At 58.5% G+C, this 15,602-nt stretch carries 13 protein-coding genes and 1 pseudogene; 1 reads left to right on the plus strand and 13 read right to left on the minus strand.

The features are described from left to right. Positions 1–823: 823 nt before the first annotated feature. A complete protein-coding gene (locus tag EN861_RS36765; protein ID WP_245265439.1) occupies positions 824–1,348 on the minus strand; it encodes a transposase in 525 nt (174 codons plus the stop codon). A gap of 91 nt (positions 1,349–1,439) precedes the next feature. Next, positions 1,440–1,814 (minus strand): annotated as a pseudogene (locus EN861_RS36770) (IS110 family transposase); the annotation flags it as partial. Between the two features lie 701 nt (positions 1,815–2,515). On the opposite strand from EN861_RS36770, the gene EN861_RS09435 reads away from it, so the two are divergent. Further along, positions 2,516–3,433, plus strand: a complete 918-nt coding sequence (locus EN861_RS09435; protein WP_024505887.1) for a LysR family transcriptional regulator — start codon at positions 2,516–2,518, stop codon at positions 3,431–3,433. A 48-nt stretch (positions 3,434–3,481) separates the two neighbouring features. Here EN861_RS09435 and EN861_RS09440 read toward each other — a convergent pair whose 3' ends face one another. The 11 genes from EN861_RS09440 to EN861_RS09490 form a co-directional block, all read right to left on the minus strand. Beyond that, positions 3,482–4,285, minus strand: a complete 804-nt coding sequence (locus tag EN861_RS09440) for a TIM barrel protein (protein ID WP_024505888.1) — start codon at positions 4,283–4,285, stop codon at positions 3,482–3,484. A gap of 164 nt (positions 4,286–4,449) precedes the next feature. Next, positions 4,450–5,511 (minus strand): LacI family DNA-binding transcriptional regulator, encoded by a 1,062-nt coding sequence (locus EN861_RS09445; protein ID WP_024505889.1) that lies wholly within the window; start codon positions 5,509–5,511, stop codon positions 4,450–4,452. A gap of 272 nt (positions 5,512–5,783) precedes the next feature. Beyond that, a complete protein-coding gene (locus EN861_RS09450) occupies positions 5,784–7,070 on the minus strand; it encodes a dicarboxylate/amino acid:cation symporter (protein ID WP_126063813.1) in 1,287 nt (428 codons plus the stop codon). A 377-nt stretch (positions 7,071–7,447) separates the two neighbouring features. Next, positions 7,448–8,209 (minus strand): sulfotransferase, encoded by a 762-nt coding sequence (locus EN861_RS09455; protein WP_024505871.1) that lies wholly within the window; start codon positions 8,207–8,209, stop codon positions 7,448–7,450. Positions 8,210–8,498: 289 nt separating this feature from the next. Then, positions 8,499–9,287 (minus strand): ABC transporter permease, encoded by a 789-nt coding sequence (locus tag EN861_RS09460; protein WP_029356621.1) that lies wholly within the window; start codon positions 9,285–9,287, stop codon positions 8,499–8,501. Positions 9,288–9,290: 3 nt separating this feature from the next. Next, positions 9,291–10,205, minus strand: coding sequence for a nodulation factor ABC transporter ATP-binding protein NodI (nodI, locus tag EN861_RS09465; RefSeq protein WP_024505873.1), 915 nt, complete (start codon positions 10,203–10,205; stop codon positions 9,291–9,293). A gap of 260 nt (positions 10,206–10,465) precedes the next feature. After that, the gene (gene nodC / locus EN861_RS09470) at positions 10,466–11,791 is read right to left on the minus strand and encodes a chitooligosaccharide synthase NodC (protein WP_032899868.1); all 1,326 of its coding nucleotides are present in this window, start codon (positions 11,789–11,791) and stop codon (positions 10,466–10,468) included. Positions 11,792–11,806: 15 nt separating this feature from the next. Continuing rightward, positions 11,807–12,466, minus strand: coding sequence for a chitooligosaccharide deacetylase NodB (gene nodB / locus EN861_RS09475; protein ID WP_126057632.1), 660 nt, complete (start codon positions 12,464–12,466; stop codon positions 11,807–11,809). Beyond that, positions 12,463–13,053 carry a NodA family N-acyltransferase gene (locus tag EN861_RS09480; RefSeq protein ID WP_024505875.1) on the minus strand — a complete coding sequence of 197 codons (591 nt, stop codon included), beginning with the start codon at positions 13,051–13,053 and terminating at the stop codon, positions 12,463–12,465. The genes nodB and EN861_RS09480 overlap by 4 nt, the downstream gene beginning before the upstream one ends. Positions 13,054–13,906: 853 nt before the next feature. After that, positions 13,907–15,115, minus strand: coding sequence for a beta-ketoacyl-[acyl-carrier-protein] synthase family protein (locus EN861_RS09485; RefSeq protein ID WP_135928190.1), 1,209 nt, complete (start codon positions 15,113–15,115; stop codon positions 13,907–13,909). Further along, complete coding sequence (locus EN861_RS09490; RefSeq protein ID WP_029356603.1) at positions 15,116–15,397, minus strand: acyl carrier protein; 282 nt, start codon at positions 15,395–15,397, stop codon at positions 15,116–15,118. Between the last annotated feature and the right edge of the window lie 205 nt (positions 15,398–15,602).

The raw sequence follows: 15,602 nt of genomic DNA on the forward strand, positions 1-15,602 counted from the left end.
TTTCGATGAAAGGCATCCACACTTTGGATAGTTGACCACGCGTTTCAAAGATCGTGAACTACATCTCGTCGTTGTGCTCGACGCACTCCCGACAGAGCGCAACCTCATGGGCGCGGCATGCAGGATTAACCGAGCCCAGCCGGTCATGAGTGCGGCCGGCGCTCGGCTGCTCGATTATTTGCGCGATAAGCTCGCGACCATGTCCGCGGAGGTATTCAAACTTAACGCTGCGTCCGGGAGCTCTTGCCCTCCAGTTCGCGACGCTCTCCCGCCCATCCAGTGCTCGTTTATTTCGTCGGATAGTTTGACCCGGCTCTACCGAATCGCCGCTTCAGGATCATTCTTCCCGATTTCGTCACGCTCGTATTTTCTGCCGCGTCCTACACCGATTGGGCGCGAACAAAACTGAGCGCCTTGGAACCCGAACCCGTGCGTCGTGACCGGGAGCATCCGGGGCGAACTCATCCGCTCGGGGGCATCGCATCACCGGACGGCGACAGGCACGGTCGACCGGCATCTCGGCATCGGCTGGGAATTCGTCCATGGTCTGCATTGGCGACGACGCTTCCTGAGGCCACGTAGCCCTTATGCCAAGCTGGGCGCCCGGTTTGCGGCATCCGTGCCTACCCTCTTCGGACCTCGTGGGTTCCAACCGGCGACGAGGCGTGCATAGGCGCCCTCGGCCTGCTCCACCCAGCGGCGCTCTTCTTCCCGGTGGCTCTTTATGTTGTAGGCGTGCGCTCCCTTTTGGCCGCGCACAGCCTTGCTCCCGGCCTTGAGTTCCACATCGCGCAAGCTTCTTGGCATGCAGGGAGGGTCGAGCCTACGCGTAACTCTCGCCCTTCTCAACAGATGACAGATCACGACAGAGAGTTTGCGTGCGGTTGCCACGGCCGCGACATGCTGTCCGCGCCGGGCTCGCACGCCGCAGGGAGAAGGCTCGCAACGGTCCGGGAGCACGAGCGGCCGCCCAGGCCGCCTCGACGAGCATGCCGCGCGCATGACCACGGCCCTGCTTGGTGATCCGCCCATGGTAGGCCGGACCTGGCCGGACTGCTGGACGCTTGGGTTCAACCCGAGATAGGTCACGAGCTTCTGCGGATCGTCGAAGCGCGACACGTCGCCGATCGCCGCCCTTCATCGCCAGCGCGACGGTGATGTCGACGCCGGGAATGGTCATCAGCCGCTTCACGCCTTCATCCTCGAGAGCCGAGCGGACAAGATCGCGTTCGATGACCTGGAGGTCTTCGCCCAATCGGTCGAACTCGCGCAGATGCCCATCGATCGCGAGGCGCTCGTCCTGCGGTACGACCTGCTCGATTACCAGGTCCGACCCTTGGCGCCGCACAGGTCGGCATGCGGGCAGGACGGATCAGGTGGCTATGAAGGATCGACTGGATGACGCTCTTCAATCGAGATCTCTGTCGGACAATCTGATTGCGCCGTGTCACCTGTCGACGCAGAGCCTGCGTCGGCTCGTCCGCAATCCAGACTTCTGGCAAGAAGCCGCTGGCATAGAGCTGCGCAAGAACGTCGGCGTCGATCGTCGTTTTGATCTTGGCATAGGCAACGATAAACACCTGTTTCGGCTTGGCGATCCCCACCTTCTTCACATGCGGCGCAATCACAGCTGCAGCGGACGTCGCGCTGCCGGTGGCCTCGATCACCCCGACATCGTTCGGCGACAGCTTCGCGGCGAACGCCGCCAGCAGATCGCGCCGCATGTCGACGCGGCCGAGTCGCCTGAGCCTGCCCTCCTCCCATGCCACTGCTTCGGCGAAGGCGCGGTGAATATCCAGTCCGATGATAAGCATGCCCGTTCCTCCTTCTTGGCTCGGTCAAAGACGGGAGCTGGCGGGCAACACGACATCTACTGATCCGCGCTCGCAGCGCATCCGGGAAAGTCGCCAGGGGCGGCCATGTAACGAGCTCGGGCTCTCAGCCCACGGTCTATTGACGGCCTGCCTGCACCTTTGTGCTCCCGGTGCCCCACGTCCCGGATGGGCTCACCATAAGGGCGTTCCAAAACAAGAACAGCAGGACGAGAAGACACCACAGATCACATACCGGATAGCGGCAAGGCCAAGCGCTTCGTTCAGATAGGCTTGCGCCAATGGGCTTAGGCCGAGCCTACAACAGCTCTCAAAAACGCTGCCGGACTACTGCATTGGCTCGCCGATACAATTGGCACAGGCCTCACGGCAGCTTAGGATCAAACCGCCCATCAGTCGCCTCGGACTGGAAAGGTGCACCCTATTAGATTCCACGCCCAGCTAGGTCGGGGCCGCCGAAGACGCTGGTTGATAGCCCGGCGCCATCGGCCCGGCGTTTCAAACTGCCAATCTCTGACCTGCACAGTACGAACGATTGCTCGCTTCGGCAGATCACGCGGCTCATATGTCGGACCTTAACGTCATCCATCATAAACTTTTTGCGACAAAAGATTGCAAGAATGCTAAATTGTTAAAGTCGTTTGTTTCGGTTAAAGGCATCCATCCCATGGATGGCTGATGACATGCGTTTCAAAGGACTTGATCTAAATCTCCTCGTTGTGCTCGACGCACTCCTGACGGAGCGTAATCTCTCGGCGGCGGCACGCAGGATCAACCTGAGTCAGCCCGCCATGAGTGCGGCCGTCGCCCGACTGCGCGATTATTTCCGCGATGAACTGTTTACGATAAGAGGTCGCGAACGATTTCTAACCCCGCGTGCGGCAGCATTTGCCCCCGCAGTTCGCGACGCTCTCCAGCACATCCAGTGCTCGATTATTTCTTCGGATCCGTTTGACCCAGCTCGAGCCGATCGCCTCTTCAGGATCATTCTTTCCGATTTCGTCACGCTCGTGTTTTTCGAAAAGCTTGTGGAGCGTATTTCACGGGAAGCCCCCGCCGTCAGCTTCGAACTGCTGCCTGTCGACGATAGCCCCGATGAGCTTCTCCGGCGCGGTGACGTCGATTTTCTAATTCTACCGGATATGTTCACGTCGAGTGTGCATTCAAGCATTGCGCTGTTTGACGAGAAGCTCGTGTGCGTAGGCTGTCCCACAAACAAGCAGCTGCCACAGCAGCTTACATTCGAGAGATACATGTCGATGAGGCACGTCGCGGTCAGGTTCGGGCGTACGATGAAGCCGTCTATCGAGGAATGGTTTTTGCTTGAGCATGGCCTTAAGAGACGTGTCGAGGTCGCCGTGCAGGGCTTCAGCATGATTCCACCTATGGTGTCCGGCACAGCTCGTATAGCGACCATGCCCTTACGGCTGGTCAGGCATTTCGAAAAAACGTTCCCCCTGCGGGTTATCGAACTTCCGCTGCCATTTCCCACATTCACCGAGACCCTCCAATGGCCGGCCCTCCACAATAGCGATCCGGCAAGCATCTGGATGCGGGAGATAATGATACAGGAGGCATCTCGGATGGCTGCCCCGCTGTGAACCCTCGGAAAATTCAGGCGCACCTATAGTCACTACACCTGTCACCATCTACTTTGACGACAATAGCCCTCGCCGGATAAAGTCGATGCTGGCGGCAAGTGCGCCTGCGAGATCGTCCAGAGAATGGACTTCCTCGATCAGCTCGAACGAGAAAGGTCCCGCGTAGCCGCCATCCAGCAGCGCCTGAATCTGGCTGCCATTGTCGGAACCTGCAAGAAAGCGATCGGGGTAAATCCAGAAGGTCGGGTCGTTTACGCTTGAAATGTGCACCAGGCCGGTAAGCTCGCAGAACAGGCATGTCTCCCCGGCCAGGGTGTGGTGGAACGTGTCGTGCACGAGGCGAAAGACGGACTGGCCATCAACCGCGGCAACGGCCTCGGCCGCTTCCTTCTTTGATCGAAGCGAGCAGGTTCGGAAACCCAGCGGCTCGATGAGACCGATCAGACCCCGCGACTGGAGGATTGGCTTGATCTCGTTTAGAGCGAAACGAAGATTGTCCTGGCGCTCGCTATTGGTGGGCCACGAGCTGCGGTTGGCCGGCACCAACACGAGCGTCTCTGCCCCGCACGCCGTCGCATAATCGGCGAGGTTGCTTGCCTCGGCCTGACGCGTTGGAGTCCAGTCGTTGAACCGCTGCAAGGCGTTGACAGAGATGATCGTGACGCCCGCTTCGGTAGCGGCAAACCGAACGTCCGCAGCCGGAATGCCGCGTGCGACAGGATTGCTGAAATGAGGGTAACGGATTTGGACGTCGGTCAGGCCTTGGTCACGGGCAAGCGCGAAAAGCGCACTGACGTCAAGGCGGGGCGCCGCCATGTGATCGAGTGCAAAGCGGGGCGATACCTGGCGCATTGCTTGACTTTCCTTCCATGAAGCGCGGCTGCCATTTCGGCATCCGGCTTCTTTCAAGACGGAACCACGCCGGTTCACAGATCGGACAGAGACGGCCGAGTCAATCGAGCTTTCCTTTCATCGGTGAAAGGAAAATGGGCGCTCATGATAGAAATCCATCAAGGTCAAATATTTTCCGGAAGATAAATGTCGAACGGCAGAAATGTCTGCCCCGGGCTCTCCGCGACGCCGGCTTTGATGGCCCGCTCCATTGCCATTATCAGCTCCTGGCAAAGTCGGCGCATTGGCGTGCCGACCGCCATCGTCAAGATGTCATCCGCAAGCGCCCCACGTGACTGCGGCGTCATTTCACTCACGATCGCGACGAGATCCTGACCGCTCCCCTCTTCTCGGAGCGCGGAAATTGCTCCCTCTATACCCCCGCCGGCCATATAGAAGCCGACGAGCTCTGGTTCCCGCTGCATAAGATCCAGCAATTTTTCGTAAGTGAGCTGCCGTTCATCAAGGTTCACGAGCGGATCAAGCACCTCGAATTTGGGCGCGTTCTCACGAAAATAGGCACGAAAGGCCGTTTCCCGCGTCGCATGCGCCTGGAAGCGATGGCTTCCGACAAACACCGCCACCTTGCCGGGCCGTTTTGCGGCCTTGGAAAACACCCAAGCGGCAGTCCGTCCGACCTTGCTGTTGTTGAGGCCGATGTAGCCCTCGCGCACGCCATCGGCGAAGTCGGATAACAGCGAAAATACCGGGATACCTTTCGCCTTGAGCTCCTCGACTGATGCTGTGATTTTCGGGTGATCGGCCGCCACCATGGCGATCGCCTGGCAGCGGCTTCCAAGGTCCTTAAGAAGCGGGAGCAGGTCACGCGGCAAATGTGACTGCGCGAACTCGATGATCGGAAGGCCGTGGAAGGATTTAGCCATACTGACCGACTCTTCAATATTGCGAGCGAAATCTTGGTAAAAATCGTGGGCAGGTTTTCTCAAGATGAAGCCCAGCTTGTAGTGCGGCAGGTGCTGCTGCAAGCGCTGTTTGATGAGACCGGCAGCATGATAGCCGATCGCGTGCGCGGCCGCATGGACCCGCTGGGCGGTCTCCTCTCGCACCGGAAGGCGGACGTTCAGAACCCGATCGACTGTTGCTACGCTGACTCCGGCTTCGCGGGCGAGATCGGCAATTGTGACGCGCTTTCCCCTAGCGATTCTGATCGGCCGGTCCTCCGTCATCCGGTGCGATCCCGCGACGGCTTGGGGCGGCAAGCTGAAATAGTTACCACACCCCACGGTTGATAACGCATTCGACGAACAGCGCTCCATGCGGACCCAGATGAGTTTCCGTGAACCGTTCGTTTGCTTAGGGGCTTCATGGTGTTGTATTACTCTCCGCGTTAGTACACTATTTCCAGCGCTCTTTGGAGGCCGGCAATTCGACTGCTGTGAAGGCCGTGACTTACACGTCGCGCTATTGCTTGCTTGCGGGGAGCCCGTTTGATGTAACCCTAACCGCGGAAAGCGGCTTCCATCCGGGACTGGTCCAATTCGCCTTCCCAGCGAGCGACAACGAGCGATGCCACCGCATTACCGACTAAATTCGTCAGCGCGCGGCATTCCGACATGAAGCGGTCCACGCCAAGAATTAGAGCCATTCCGGCAACGGGAACACTCGGCACGACAGACAGAGTAGCGGCCAATGTGATGAAGCCGGCGCCGGTGACGCCTGCCGCACCCTTCGAGGAAAGCATCGCAATTAGCAGCAGGAGGATCTGATCGGCAATTGACAAATCTGTGTTCGTCGCCTGCGCGATGAAGAGGGCGGCGATCGTCATGTAGATATTGGTGCCGTCCAGATTGAATGAGTATCCAGTAGGGATGACGAGACTTACGACCGAACGCGCGGCGCCGGCCTTCTCCATCTTCTCCATGAGCGAGGGCAGCGCGGCCTCCGAGGAGGACGTTGCCAGGACAAGCAGCAGCTCGTCCTTGATGTAGCGGACAAGAGAAAAGATCGAGAAGCCGTTGCAGCGGCAGACCACGCCGAGAACCCCGAACACGAAGAGGAAGGCGGTCAGATAGAACGTCGCGACCAGTATCGCGAGGTTGGCCACCGAACCGATTCCGTATTTGCCGATCGTAAAGGCCATAGCGCCGAAGGCGCCGATGGGTGCAGCCTTCATCAGAATGCCGACGAGCTTAAAAATGGGGGCGGTGAGCGCCTGGAGAAAGGTAACGACCGGCCTGCTCGTCTCTCCGGTCATCGCCAGAGCAATGCCGAACAAGACCGAGAAGAACAAGACTTGCAGGATGTCGCCTTCCGCGAAGGCACTGGCAATCGTTGACGGGATGATGTTCATCAGGAAGCTGGTCACGGACTGCTCGTGAGCCGTGGCCACATAGCCCTTAACGGCTTCGACATCGAGCGAGGCCGGATCGATGTTGAGGCCGGCGCCAGGCTGAACGATATTCGCGACAATCAGCCCGACAACGAGTGCAAGCGTCGAGAAGGTAAGGAAATAAACCATCGCCTTGGCGGCAACTCGGCCGACCTTCTGCAGATCGCTCATGCCGGCAATGCCGGTCGCAATTGTCAGGAAGATGACAGGTGCGATAATCATCTTGATGACTTTGATGAAGGCATCGCCGAGCGGCTTCAGGCTTTGGCCGGTTTCCGGATAGAGGTAGCCAATTGCGGCTCCAAGGACCATGGCGGCAAGTACCTGCACGTAGGTCCGGGCAAAATGGCGCTTGCGGGGCGCTGCGATCGCGCGGGGGACTCTTGGAACCAACATCGTTTCTCTCTCCCTGACCGGATCGGGGTGGGGGCTCCTCCTTCTCCCATGCTGCGCTCCGGTCGAGCGCTGCTGTCATCTCGGAGCAAGCGCCGTGCCAACTGGACGCCTGTCCCGTCCAGCGAGATTGGTGCAGTTGCGCACTGGAACCCTCCACCTTGCCGGAATTCTGCACTCGAGGCTCGCCAAAGATCGCGTCTGAGGAAGTGCTTCATCAGAGAGGGAATTGACCAGGTCGCCTTGCGCCCGTGCCCTTTGATGTTCGCCGCAGATCGACTGCCGGTTGCCTTGGTGACTTTGGTTTGTCAGTTTTGGAACGGAATGCGCGCAAACTGCAGGATATCCTACACGCCCATCAGAGCACGCGGTACAAGCGATTAAGCGTAGGAGCGCATTGAATCTCCGAGGTCAAAAAATCTTGAATAAGGTCCGCGTGCGAAGTGAATCCGCAACTCGTCAAAGTTCTCCACCGTTTGATCAAGCGGTCGCGTTTCCTGGCGCTGCAAGATGGCGTTATCTGATGGCTCAAGCGCTGGAACGCCCAGGAAATCCCAAACCGCTCCCAAGCATTGGGCAGGTTCGTGAAGTAGGCTCTCGTATTCCATTACAAGCAGGTTGGTCGACGTGAAGGAGTCCATAACGCGAGCGTGAAAATCGTCGGCGGCTTTGAAATAAGCCTCACAGTCGGCGATTGACAACCTGACGCTCGGTGGCCGAGCGGTATCGTTGTCCGAGCTGAACTTCAGCCACTGACCGCTTTCCCTGGCCTGCACAAAGGATCGGAGCGATTCCAATACGTTTCGGCGAACAACGAGGATGACCTTGAGTGCTGGCCAACGAGCTAATTCCGCAAAGAATGCTGGACGCTCGCGAAACTGAGGTTCATTGATCTTGCAGCCAAGATGCGTCACATTCTTGTAGTCGCGCATAGGGCAGCGCACATAGGCAAGCTCAAGAAGCTCGCGATCCGTGCCTAGCAGGCGATCCGTGCTGGGCCAATTGGGATCATATTCGTTTAGCAACTCACCGTTACTCAGAACGGTCGGATGCTCGTTTAGCAATTCTTCTAAATAGTGTGTTCCGGTCCTTGGCATAGCAAGGATCACAAAAGGCTCAGGAGTTGGTTCGTTGTGGGTCATTGCATGTGTATCCAACTAAATAATGGCCGCGACGGTCTGGGGACGCGCACAAGAAGCTTGGCTGCTATCGCTTGAACGCTCCGGGTGGGTCCGCGCGCCTCACCACCCAGCCTGTACTCCGAGGTGTGGTCGCGAAGATGGGCGCGTGCCTGCAGCGGCTGGGTGGCGCCCGGCTTCGGCGTTGTTGTACCACTCGCGATTCCTGGCACACGCATGCCTCCGGGCCGCTGGGGGCAGTTTGCAATCCGGCATTGCGGACCTCCTTCTCGTTGATGGGCGTAGGTAAGCGTCAACGCATTAGTCGTCGATGAAACAGTCCAGCCGACAGAAAAAAAGGCAATACAGCGAACATGCAAAGTGCGCCTATATGCAGCCCTACATTGTCGCCCAGGCGGCCGAGCATCACCGGACGGATTAGATCGATAGAATTCGCCAGCGGCGAGAAGGCCGCAATCTGCTGAAACACTCCTGGCAATTGGCCGACTGGAAAAACCGCGCCCGAAAGGAACAGCATGGGTGTGATGACAAGCGTCTGATAGAAAATAAAATAGTGATAACTGGGCGCGAGCGCGATGACGAGCATGGCCAGGCTCGCAAAGGCGAACCCGGTGAGAGCGATGACCGGCAGCACGTAGAGAACCGACGTCCACGCGGCATAACCTAGCGCGGCGGCAACAATCGCAATTGTCGTACCGGCCAGAAAGGCCTTTGTGGCTGCCCAGGTCAATTCACCGAGAACGATGTCGCCGAGGGTAAGTTGTGTGTGCAGGATTGCTTCCCAAGTGCCCTGATCGCGCATTCGACCGAAAACCGCGTAAATTGTTTCGAAGGTTGATGCTGTCATCGCGCTCGTCGCAACCATGCCGGCTGCCAGAAAGGCGATGTAGGATGCACCTTCGATGCGGCCTACCAACAGTCCAAGGCCAGTGCCGAGCCCGAAAAGGTAAATCATCGGATCAGCAAGGGTGCCGAGCATTGAAGCAAATGCCACCTTCTTCCATGCCAGATGATTGCGGCGCCACACCGCGATCCAGTTCCAGGCGTTGGCGGGTAGAGCGGCCGCAAAACGTTCACCCATTGCTCACTTCTCCATCTCACGTCCGGTTAACCTCAAGAAAACGTCCTCCAGACTGGGTGGACGCTCTAGAATACGCAGACCCGCTCGACCGCGAAGCTGGATGCGCACATCCTCCGGCTCAGGCGCATAGCAAAAGAGCGTCTCGCCGCTTACCTCGACACGCTGAACGTACGGTCTGATCAGCGAAATCAGCTCCTGTGGATTGCCGCCGAAGATCTCGATCACGTTGCACCCAATGTACTCGTCGATCAGCGCATGAGGACTGCCCTCGGCGATCTTGCGTCCCCGCTCGAGAACACACAGCCGATCACAAAGCCGCTCAGCCTCTTCCATGAAATGGGTGGTCAAAATGATCGTTTTTCCGCTCGCCAGCAGGAAACGAAGTCGCTCCCAGATCAGATGGCGGGCATGCGGGTCGAGGCCGGTCGTGGGCTCATCCATCACAAGCAACTGGGGGTCGTTGATCAGAGCACGTGCCAGCGTCAGGCGCCGCTTCATCCCGCCGGATAGCAGGCCGACACGTGAATCCGCCTTGCTCTCAAGGCGAGCGAACTCGAGGAGCCGTGGGATGACGGCGTTGATCTCTCTTGTACTCATGCCGAAGTAGCGCCCGAACACCAACAGGTTCTCGCGTACCGTAAATTCCAGGTCGAGATTGTCGAACTGCGGGACCACGCCTATGCCCTTGCGGGCCAAGCGGCTGCGTGCCGGCACTGGTAGACCGAGGACTGTTATATCACCCGCGTCAGGCCGGGTCATACCGAGGAGCATACGCGCAATCGTGCTCTTGCCTGCGCCGTTCGGCCCCAGCAGACCGAAGCACTCTCCCGATGCAACGGTGAAGGACAGCCCGTCCACAACGAGCTTGTTTCCGAATAATTTGGTTACGCCGGTAAGGTCGATTGCTACATTGGACATGCGTCTATCTCAAGCGGAATGAGTCCGATTGGCCACCGGCAGCTTACTTGCGAATTCTGGTTCAGAGCAGGCCACCGCCTTGAGATGGCACCTTTGGAAAGTCGCGGCCGGAGCGACGCGTGTATCGCTTCCGCCAAAGAATAACGTCAAGATGCCACGTGTCGCTTCCAGATAGTTCCCGTTCTGACCATAGGTAACTCGAAAGCTTCACCCCGTGTCGACTGACACAACTTACTCGGTCACTCGGCGCTGCAAGGCCGTCAGACTTCACCAGCTGTGAGCGAAAGATCTGCAGTATGAAGTGACTCCGCAATTCCAGAATTGCCCGCAGCATTTGCTCCGGCAAGCGGCATCGCGCTTGTGATTTCCTTTGTGCTCCTGTTGGGCAGGGGAACACTTTTACGCGACAGCCAATCGCTATTGCTCAATGTACACAGGGCGTAAGCCTTCAAGGGGATCAACAGGAATATCCTGATTAACGCGTGCATTGAATAGCCGATGAATCGAAGCTGCCGAGTGCGGAAAGATAACACCGTAGATCTGATTATGGTCATCGTGACAATAGCCAGCACCGTCCACCAATTTACTGTATGTGAAAATAGTAGCTCACCGAGCGCCGTTACTACCGCGATGCCGAGCAACAATGGGCCGAGATTCTCTCCCATCACATCCAAAGTTAGATAGCGATCCAGGCCACGCAGTAGACCTCGCGCAAGCATCGTGTCCCGGAAGGTGCTTCGTGCCCAGCGGAGTTGTTGGCGCAAATAAGGTCCCATCTTGTCCGGAACGACTGTCGCCGCGACGGCACCTGGAACGTACTCGGTTCGAAAGCCTGCTTTCAGCATGAGGATCGTAAGATGACGGTCTTCACCGAAGTCGCTTGGTTTCCCCCTGAACAGCTGCGTCTCGTATTGATCCAGCAGAGAAAGGAGACAAGACCGGCGGTACATTGCACATGGGCCGCAGCAGCACATGACCGCACCAAAGCGACCTTGCGCCGCGCGCTCCTCATTGCAAGCCAGCCAGTATTCCATATCGATCAATCGGGTCAACCAAGTGTCGCTGCGGTTGTATGCCGTCAGCTGGCCCATGGCCGCTCCGACCATGGAATCCCGCATTTTTACTGCAAGCTTTGTGATGACGTCGGACGCAAGTGTCGTGTCAGAGTCGACGCTGAGCACGAAATCTCCAGATGAGCGGCGGATGGCGGCGATCTGCGCCTTGCGTTTGCCAACATTCTCGCGGAGCAGAATGAAATTGAATCTCGGGTCGCCCTCGTAGGCGTGATGTACCGGGATGACGGCATTACGATTTCCAGAACCGTCGTCAACCAGATAGACCTGAAATGTTCCGGCGTAATCTTGATTTGCAATGGAAGCTAAACACGCCGCGAGTGTGCGCGGGTCCTCATTGTAGCAGGGGATAATGACATCCACGCTCGGCCAACGGTCGGATCCGAACAAGCTTTCCGACGGCGGCGTAACATTTTCCGGTTGGGAGTAGACCGCTTGCATGCCTCTGTAAACAGTCGAGAGCACCGCATAAGACGAAACGGCAACAGTACTGGCTGTGGTGAGAAGGTCCATAGGATCTCTGTTTGTTCAGGGGTGTTGAGGAAGTGATCGGATTACAAATCCGCGGCCGTGCAATTCTGGAATTAGGCGTGACAACGCTGTCACCGTCTGGTCGCGCAGACTGGCTTGATTGCCTGGTTGCAATTCGTCGGGAGCGCACCCGTCGTGCAACAGCACGATTGCGCCCGGCCGGATATCGGCGAGCACTCTGTCGACGATGGCGTCAACGCCGGGGCGAGACCAGTCGCGTGGATCAATGGACCAATGGACGGGCGCCAATGCCGCACCCGCTGATGCAGCGATTACTTCTTCGGTCCAGATGCCATACGGTGCACGAAAGTACCGAACCATGGCCTGCGGGCAAGCCATCCCTATGACTCTGTTTGCCTCAACTATCTGGCAGTCGACTTCGACGGACCCGCATTTGGCCAGGTCCGGATGAGTCATCGTGTGGTTGGCTATACCGTGCCCGTCTGTAATAATTCGGCGAACGAGTTCCGGCTCGTCGGCCGCGTAGGCCCCAACAACGAAGAAGGTCGCCGTCACCTGATGTTGCGCCAGCACATTGAGTATCTGCGGTGTGAAAAATGAATTGGGACCATCGTCAAACGTCAGATAGACGCTGCGCTCTGCAGTGCCATCGGCATTGTCACTCTGCCCTTCGCATATGTAGTCCAGAGGCTTCATAGTTCCGGACCGTTCCGGTCGATCAGGGTACCGGACGGCCACTCGTCCATCGAGCGTCCGATCGGCGAAACCAACACGAGTACGTCTTCCAGGCGCGTGGGCGGCAGGTCGGGATGCACATCTGGACGGGTCGATCGTACGCGAACGCCCGACACAATGTTCGCGAGGCCGGCTCTGCAGAATCTTTCGACATGGTTTCGCAGCGCGTGCCGAACCGTGCCGAAAGCGAATGGAACACCCAACTGATGGAGCACTGGGTACGCCACGCGCATCGAAAAACCGATTCCGAGCCCTTCAAGATCCGGACGAACCGCGTACAGGCCCAATTCAGCGACGATCAAGTCGACCTCGCCAACTTTGATGAAGCGCCGCAGCATGCCGATGTGAGCCGCTACCCCATGCGCGTCGTAGCCGATTGCGCGGAATTCCGGCCTCGCGCCGGCCCAACTGCGGCCGCCTTCGAATGGCTCCGCGTTGAAGGCGCCAGTCCGTCCATAGGTCTTTCGAAAAAAGTCGGAGAGTTCGACATGGTCGGCCAGTTGCAGCTCATTTTCCCAGCACAACTTCCAATCGACATTCGGGCGCATGGAAGACCTCACCTTGGAGCTGTCTGGTTGAGATAAATGTCCAAGCATTGGTTAAATAATTGGCATCGCACCAACGGGGCGTAACTTGTGGAGACCGCCGAAAGACCAAGCCGTAATGCAGATGCGACTGACTTTGTGCGCCCCGCACACCAGATGATGCTCCTCGGATCCAACGCAACCATGGGAACTACCTATCTTTCCAACTTGAAGCGCCTCTATGGGACCTGCAGCAAAAACGGTAAAATCCTTTGTTTAGATGAAAGGTATCCACGCTTTGGATAACTGGGCGAATGCGTTCCATATGGCTGGTCAATTATCGTCGTCACGCTCGAGGCACTTCTGACGAAGCGCAAAGCTCACGCCCGCGGCACGCGCGGCCGTTGCCGGGCCGCGCGATTATCTCCGTAAGAGCCGAGCGGAGCTCAGACACGACGATTGATCAGAATCTGATTCGCGGGTTCAGTATCTCTTTCGTGTATCCAGCTCTGGGCTGTCCTTTGGCGGGAGTTAGGTTCGCCCAGGTTCTGAGCCTGGGGCGTCGGCCCGTTCGCCGCACAGGCTCCTTCGCACATCGTCGAGGCCGAGAAAGAGGGGGCCACACAGCTCCCCCTGTACTTTCCACCACCCGACACCAGCGCTCACCCAGGGCGCCGGCCTTGCTCACCTCAACGGATAGCGCACTCGCGCCGCTTCACGATTAAAAGAATTCTACAAGCAGATGCCTGTTTGATCGTGAGACGTCCGCTGCCAATTCCCGCATCGCAGAGGCAGCCAATAGCGCTCGCTTCACATAGTGGTCCGGCAAGCAGCTAGATACGACAGGTGACCTCAAATGAGGCGTCTTGCATGGCTTCTACACCTGCCTGAATGCCAGAACTGCGTTCGTACCGCCCATGGCGAAGGCGTTGCTCATGGCGACGCGCACCTTGCGCTCGCGCGGCACATTGGGTGTGATGTCGAGGTCGCAAGCGGGATCTGGCTCGCGATAGTTGGCGGTCGGCGGCACGACGTCCTCTTGGATTGCCATCACGCAGGCGATCATTTCAAGCGCGCTCGCTGCGCCGAGGCAATGCGCGTGCGTGGACTTGGTGGAAGAGATGGACATCAAATAAGCGTGGTTTCCAAACACACGCTTGATCGCCGCCGTTTCAGTCTGATCATTGCTTTTGGTACCGGTGCCGTGCGCGTTGAGGTAGTCGACGTCCTCGGCATTCAGCCCGGCATCGGCAAGGCAGGCGCGCATCGCCGACGCTGGCCCCTCGACAGATGGCGCGGCAATGTGGAAGGCATCGGCGGAAAGGCCGACGCCGGCGATCTCGGCAAGAATTGTGGCACCACGCCTCGTGGCATGCTCGTAGCTTTCCAGCACGGCCATGCCCGCACCCTCGCCCAGCACCAGGCCCTTCCTATCGGCGGAGAAGGGCCGGCAGGTATCGGGTGAAAGCACGCGCATTGCTTCCNATGCTTTCAGCACGCCCCATGCGAAGGGTGCGTCGCTGCCTCCGGAAACCATTACGTCGGCCCGGCCCAGCTTGATCTGGTCCACCGCCGAGGCGATCGCATGGTTGGCCGAGGCACATGCGGAGGTCACCCCGAAGACCGGCCCGCGCAAGCCGAGGCTCAAGCTAAGATGGACGGAAGCGGCGCTGGGCATCACCTTTACTCCAGTGAAGAGTTCAGCACGGATTGCGCTACCCAAAAGCAGTGAGCGGTAAGTTTGTTCTGTTGCGTATGAACCGGTAAATCCGACGCCCACTGTCGCGCCGAAGCGATGGGCATTCCCCTCGTCCCAGGAAAGTCCGGCCTGCCGCATGGCTTCGCGCGCTGCAAGCACGGCGAGCAAGCTGAAGCGGTCCATGGAGATGAGATGCCCCCGGTTGATGTCGTGCTGGGGCAGCGCCTTGATCTCAGCGCCGGTCATGCCCTCCAGGTCATGAAGCTCGGAATTGGCGATCGGGCCGATGGCGGAGCGGCCTTCGCGCATCTCTTTCCACATAGAGGCGGCGTCGGTGCCCAGTCCGCACAGGCCGCCCACTCCGGTGATAACGACGCGCCTGTCCATTCAAGCCTCCTTCGCAAGCAAGCCGCGGACGGCTTCCACGACGTCGCCGACATTCTTGAGATTGGACCAGGCATCGGCCGTGTTCATGTCGATCTTGATGCCGTAGGCCTGCTCCACATCCCAGAGGACGTCCGCCAAACCCAGCGAATCAAACCCGAGCGCGTCCAGTTCCGTGGCGATTGTTATCTCGCCGACGAATGACGCAGGCATTCCCTCACCGCTCTCCGACTCGGCGCGTTTCTTGATCAGGGCAATGACGTCCGTTGCGAATTGATCGGCCATTCTGTTTCCTGTCTTTCTTTCCCGCGTTTCGACCTGGACGCGGCTCAGTTCCTGAGGCGCGCCGCGTCGCGAAAGCCATCACGCTTGGGCAACTGACAAAGCCCAATGCTCATAAAGCCGGATCAGGTCCGGCCGGTGTGTGGCGTAGGTGCAGTATGACGATGTGAGCCGCTACACCGTGCGCGTCTCCCAGTCTGTCCATAGA

The sequence above is a fragment of the Mesorhizobium sp. M8A.F.Ca.ET.218.01.1.1 genome (assembly GCF_004791165.1).
In the GTDB taxonomy this organism is placed as follows: domain Bacteria; phylum Pseudomonadota; class Alphaproteobacteria; order Rhizobiales; family Rhizobiaceae; genus Mesorhizobium.

Excerpts from the sequence above, each read along its gene's own strand:
- EN861_RS09435 (WP_024505887.1), top strand. The coding sequence starts at position 2,516 with ATGCGTTTCAAAGGACTTGATCTAAATCTCCTCGTTGTGCTCGACGCA.
- EN861_RS09440 (WP_024505888.1), bottom strand. The coding sequence starts at position 4,285 with ATGCGCCAGGTATCGCCCCGCTTTGCACTCGATCACATGGCGGCGCCC.
- EN861_RS09445 (WP_024505889.1), bottom strand. The coding sequence starts at position 5,511 with ATGACGGAGGACCGGCCGATCAGAATCGCTAGGGGAAAGCGCGTCACA.
- EN861_RS09450 (WP_126063813.1), bottom strand. The coding sequence starts at position 7,070 with ATGTTGGTTCCAAGAGTCCCCCGCGCGATCGCAGCGCCCCGCAAGCGC.
- EN861_RS09455 (WP_024505871.1), bottom strand. The coding sequence starts at position 8,209 with ATGACCCACAACGAACCAACTCCTGAGCCTTTTGTGATCCTTGCTATG.
- EN861_RS09460 (WP_029356621.1), bottom strand. The coding sequence starts at position 9,287 with ATGGGTGAACGTTTTGCGGCCGCTCTACCCGCCAACGCCTGGAACTGG.
- nodI (WP_024505873.1), bottom strand. The coding sequence starts at position 10,205 with ATGTCCAATGTAGCAATCGACCTTACCGGCGTAACCAAATTATTCGGA.
- nodC (WP_032899868.1), bottom strand. The coding sequence starts at position 11,791 with ATGGACCTTCTCACCACAGCCAGTACTGTTGCCGTTTCGTCTTATGCG.
- nodB (WP_126057632.1), bottom strand. The coding sequence starts at position 12,466 with ATGAAGCCTCTGGACTACATATGCGAAGGGCAGAGTGACAATGCCGAT.
- EN861_RS09480 (WP_024505875.1), bottom strand. The coding sequence starts at position 13,053 with ATGCGCCCGAATGTCGATTGGAAGTTGTGCTGGGAAAATGAGCTGCAA.
- EN861_RS09490 (WP_029356603.1), bottom strand. The coding sequence starts at position 15,397 with ATGGCCGATCAATTCGCAACGGACGTCATTGCCCTGATCAAGAAACGC.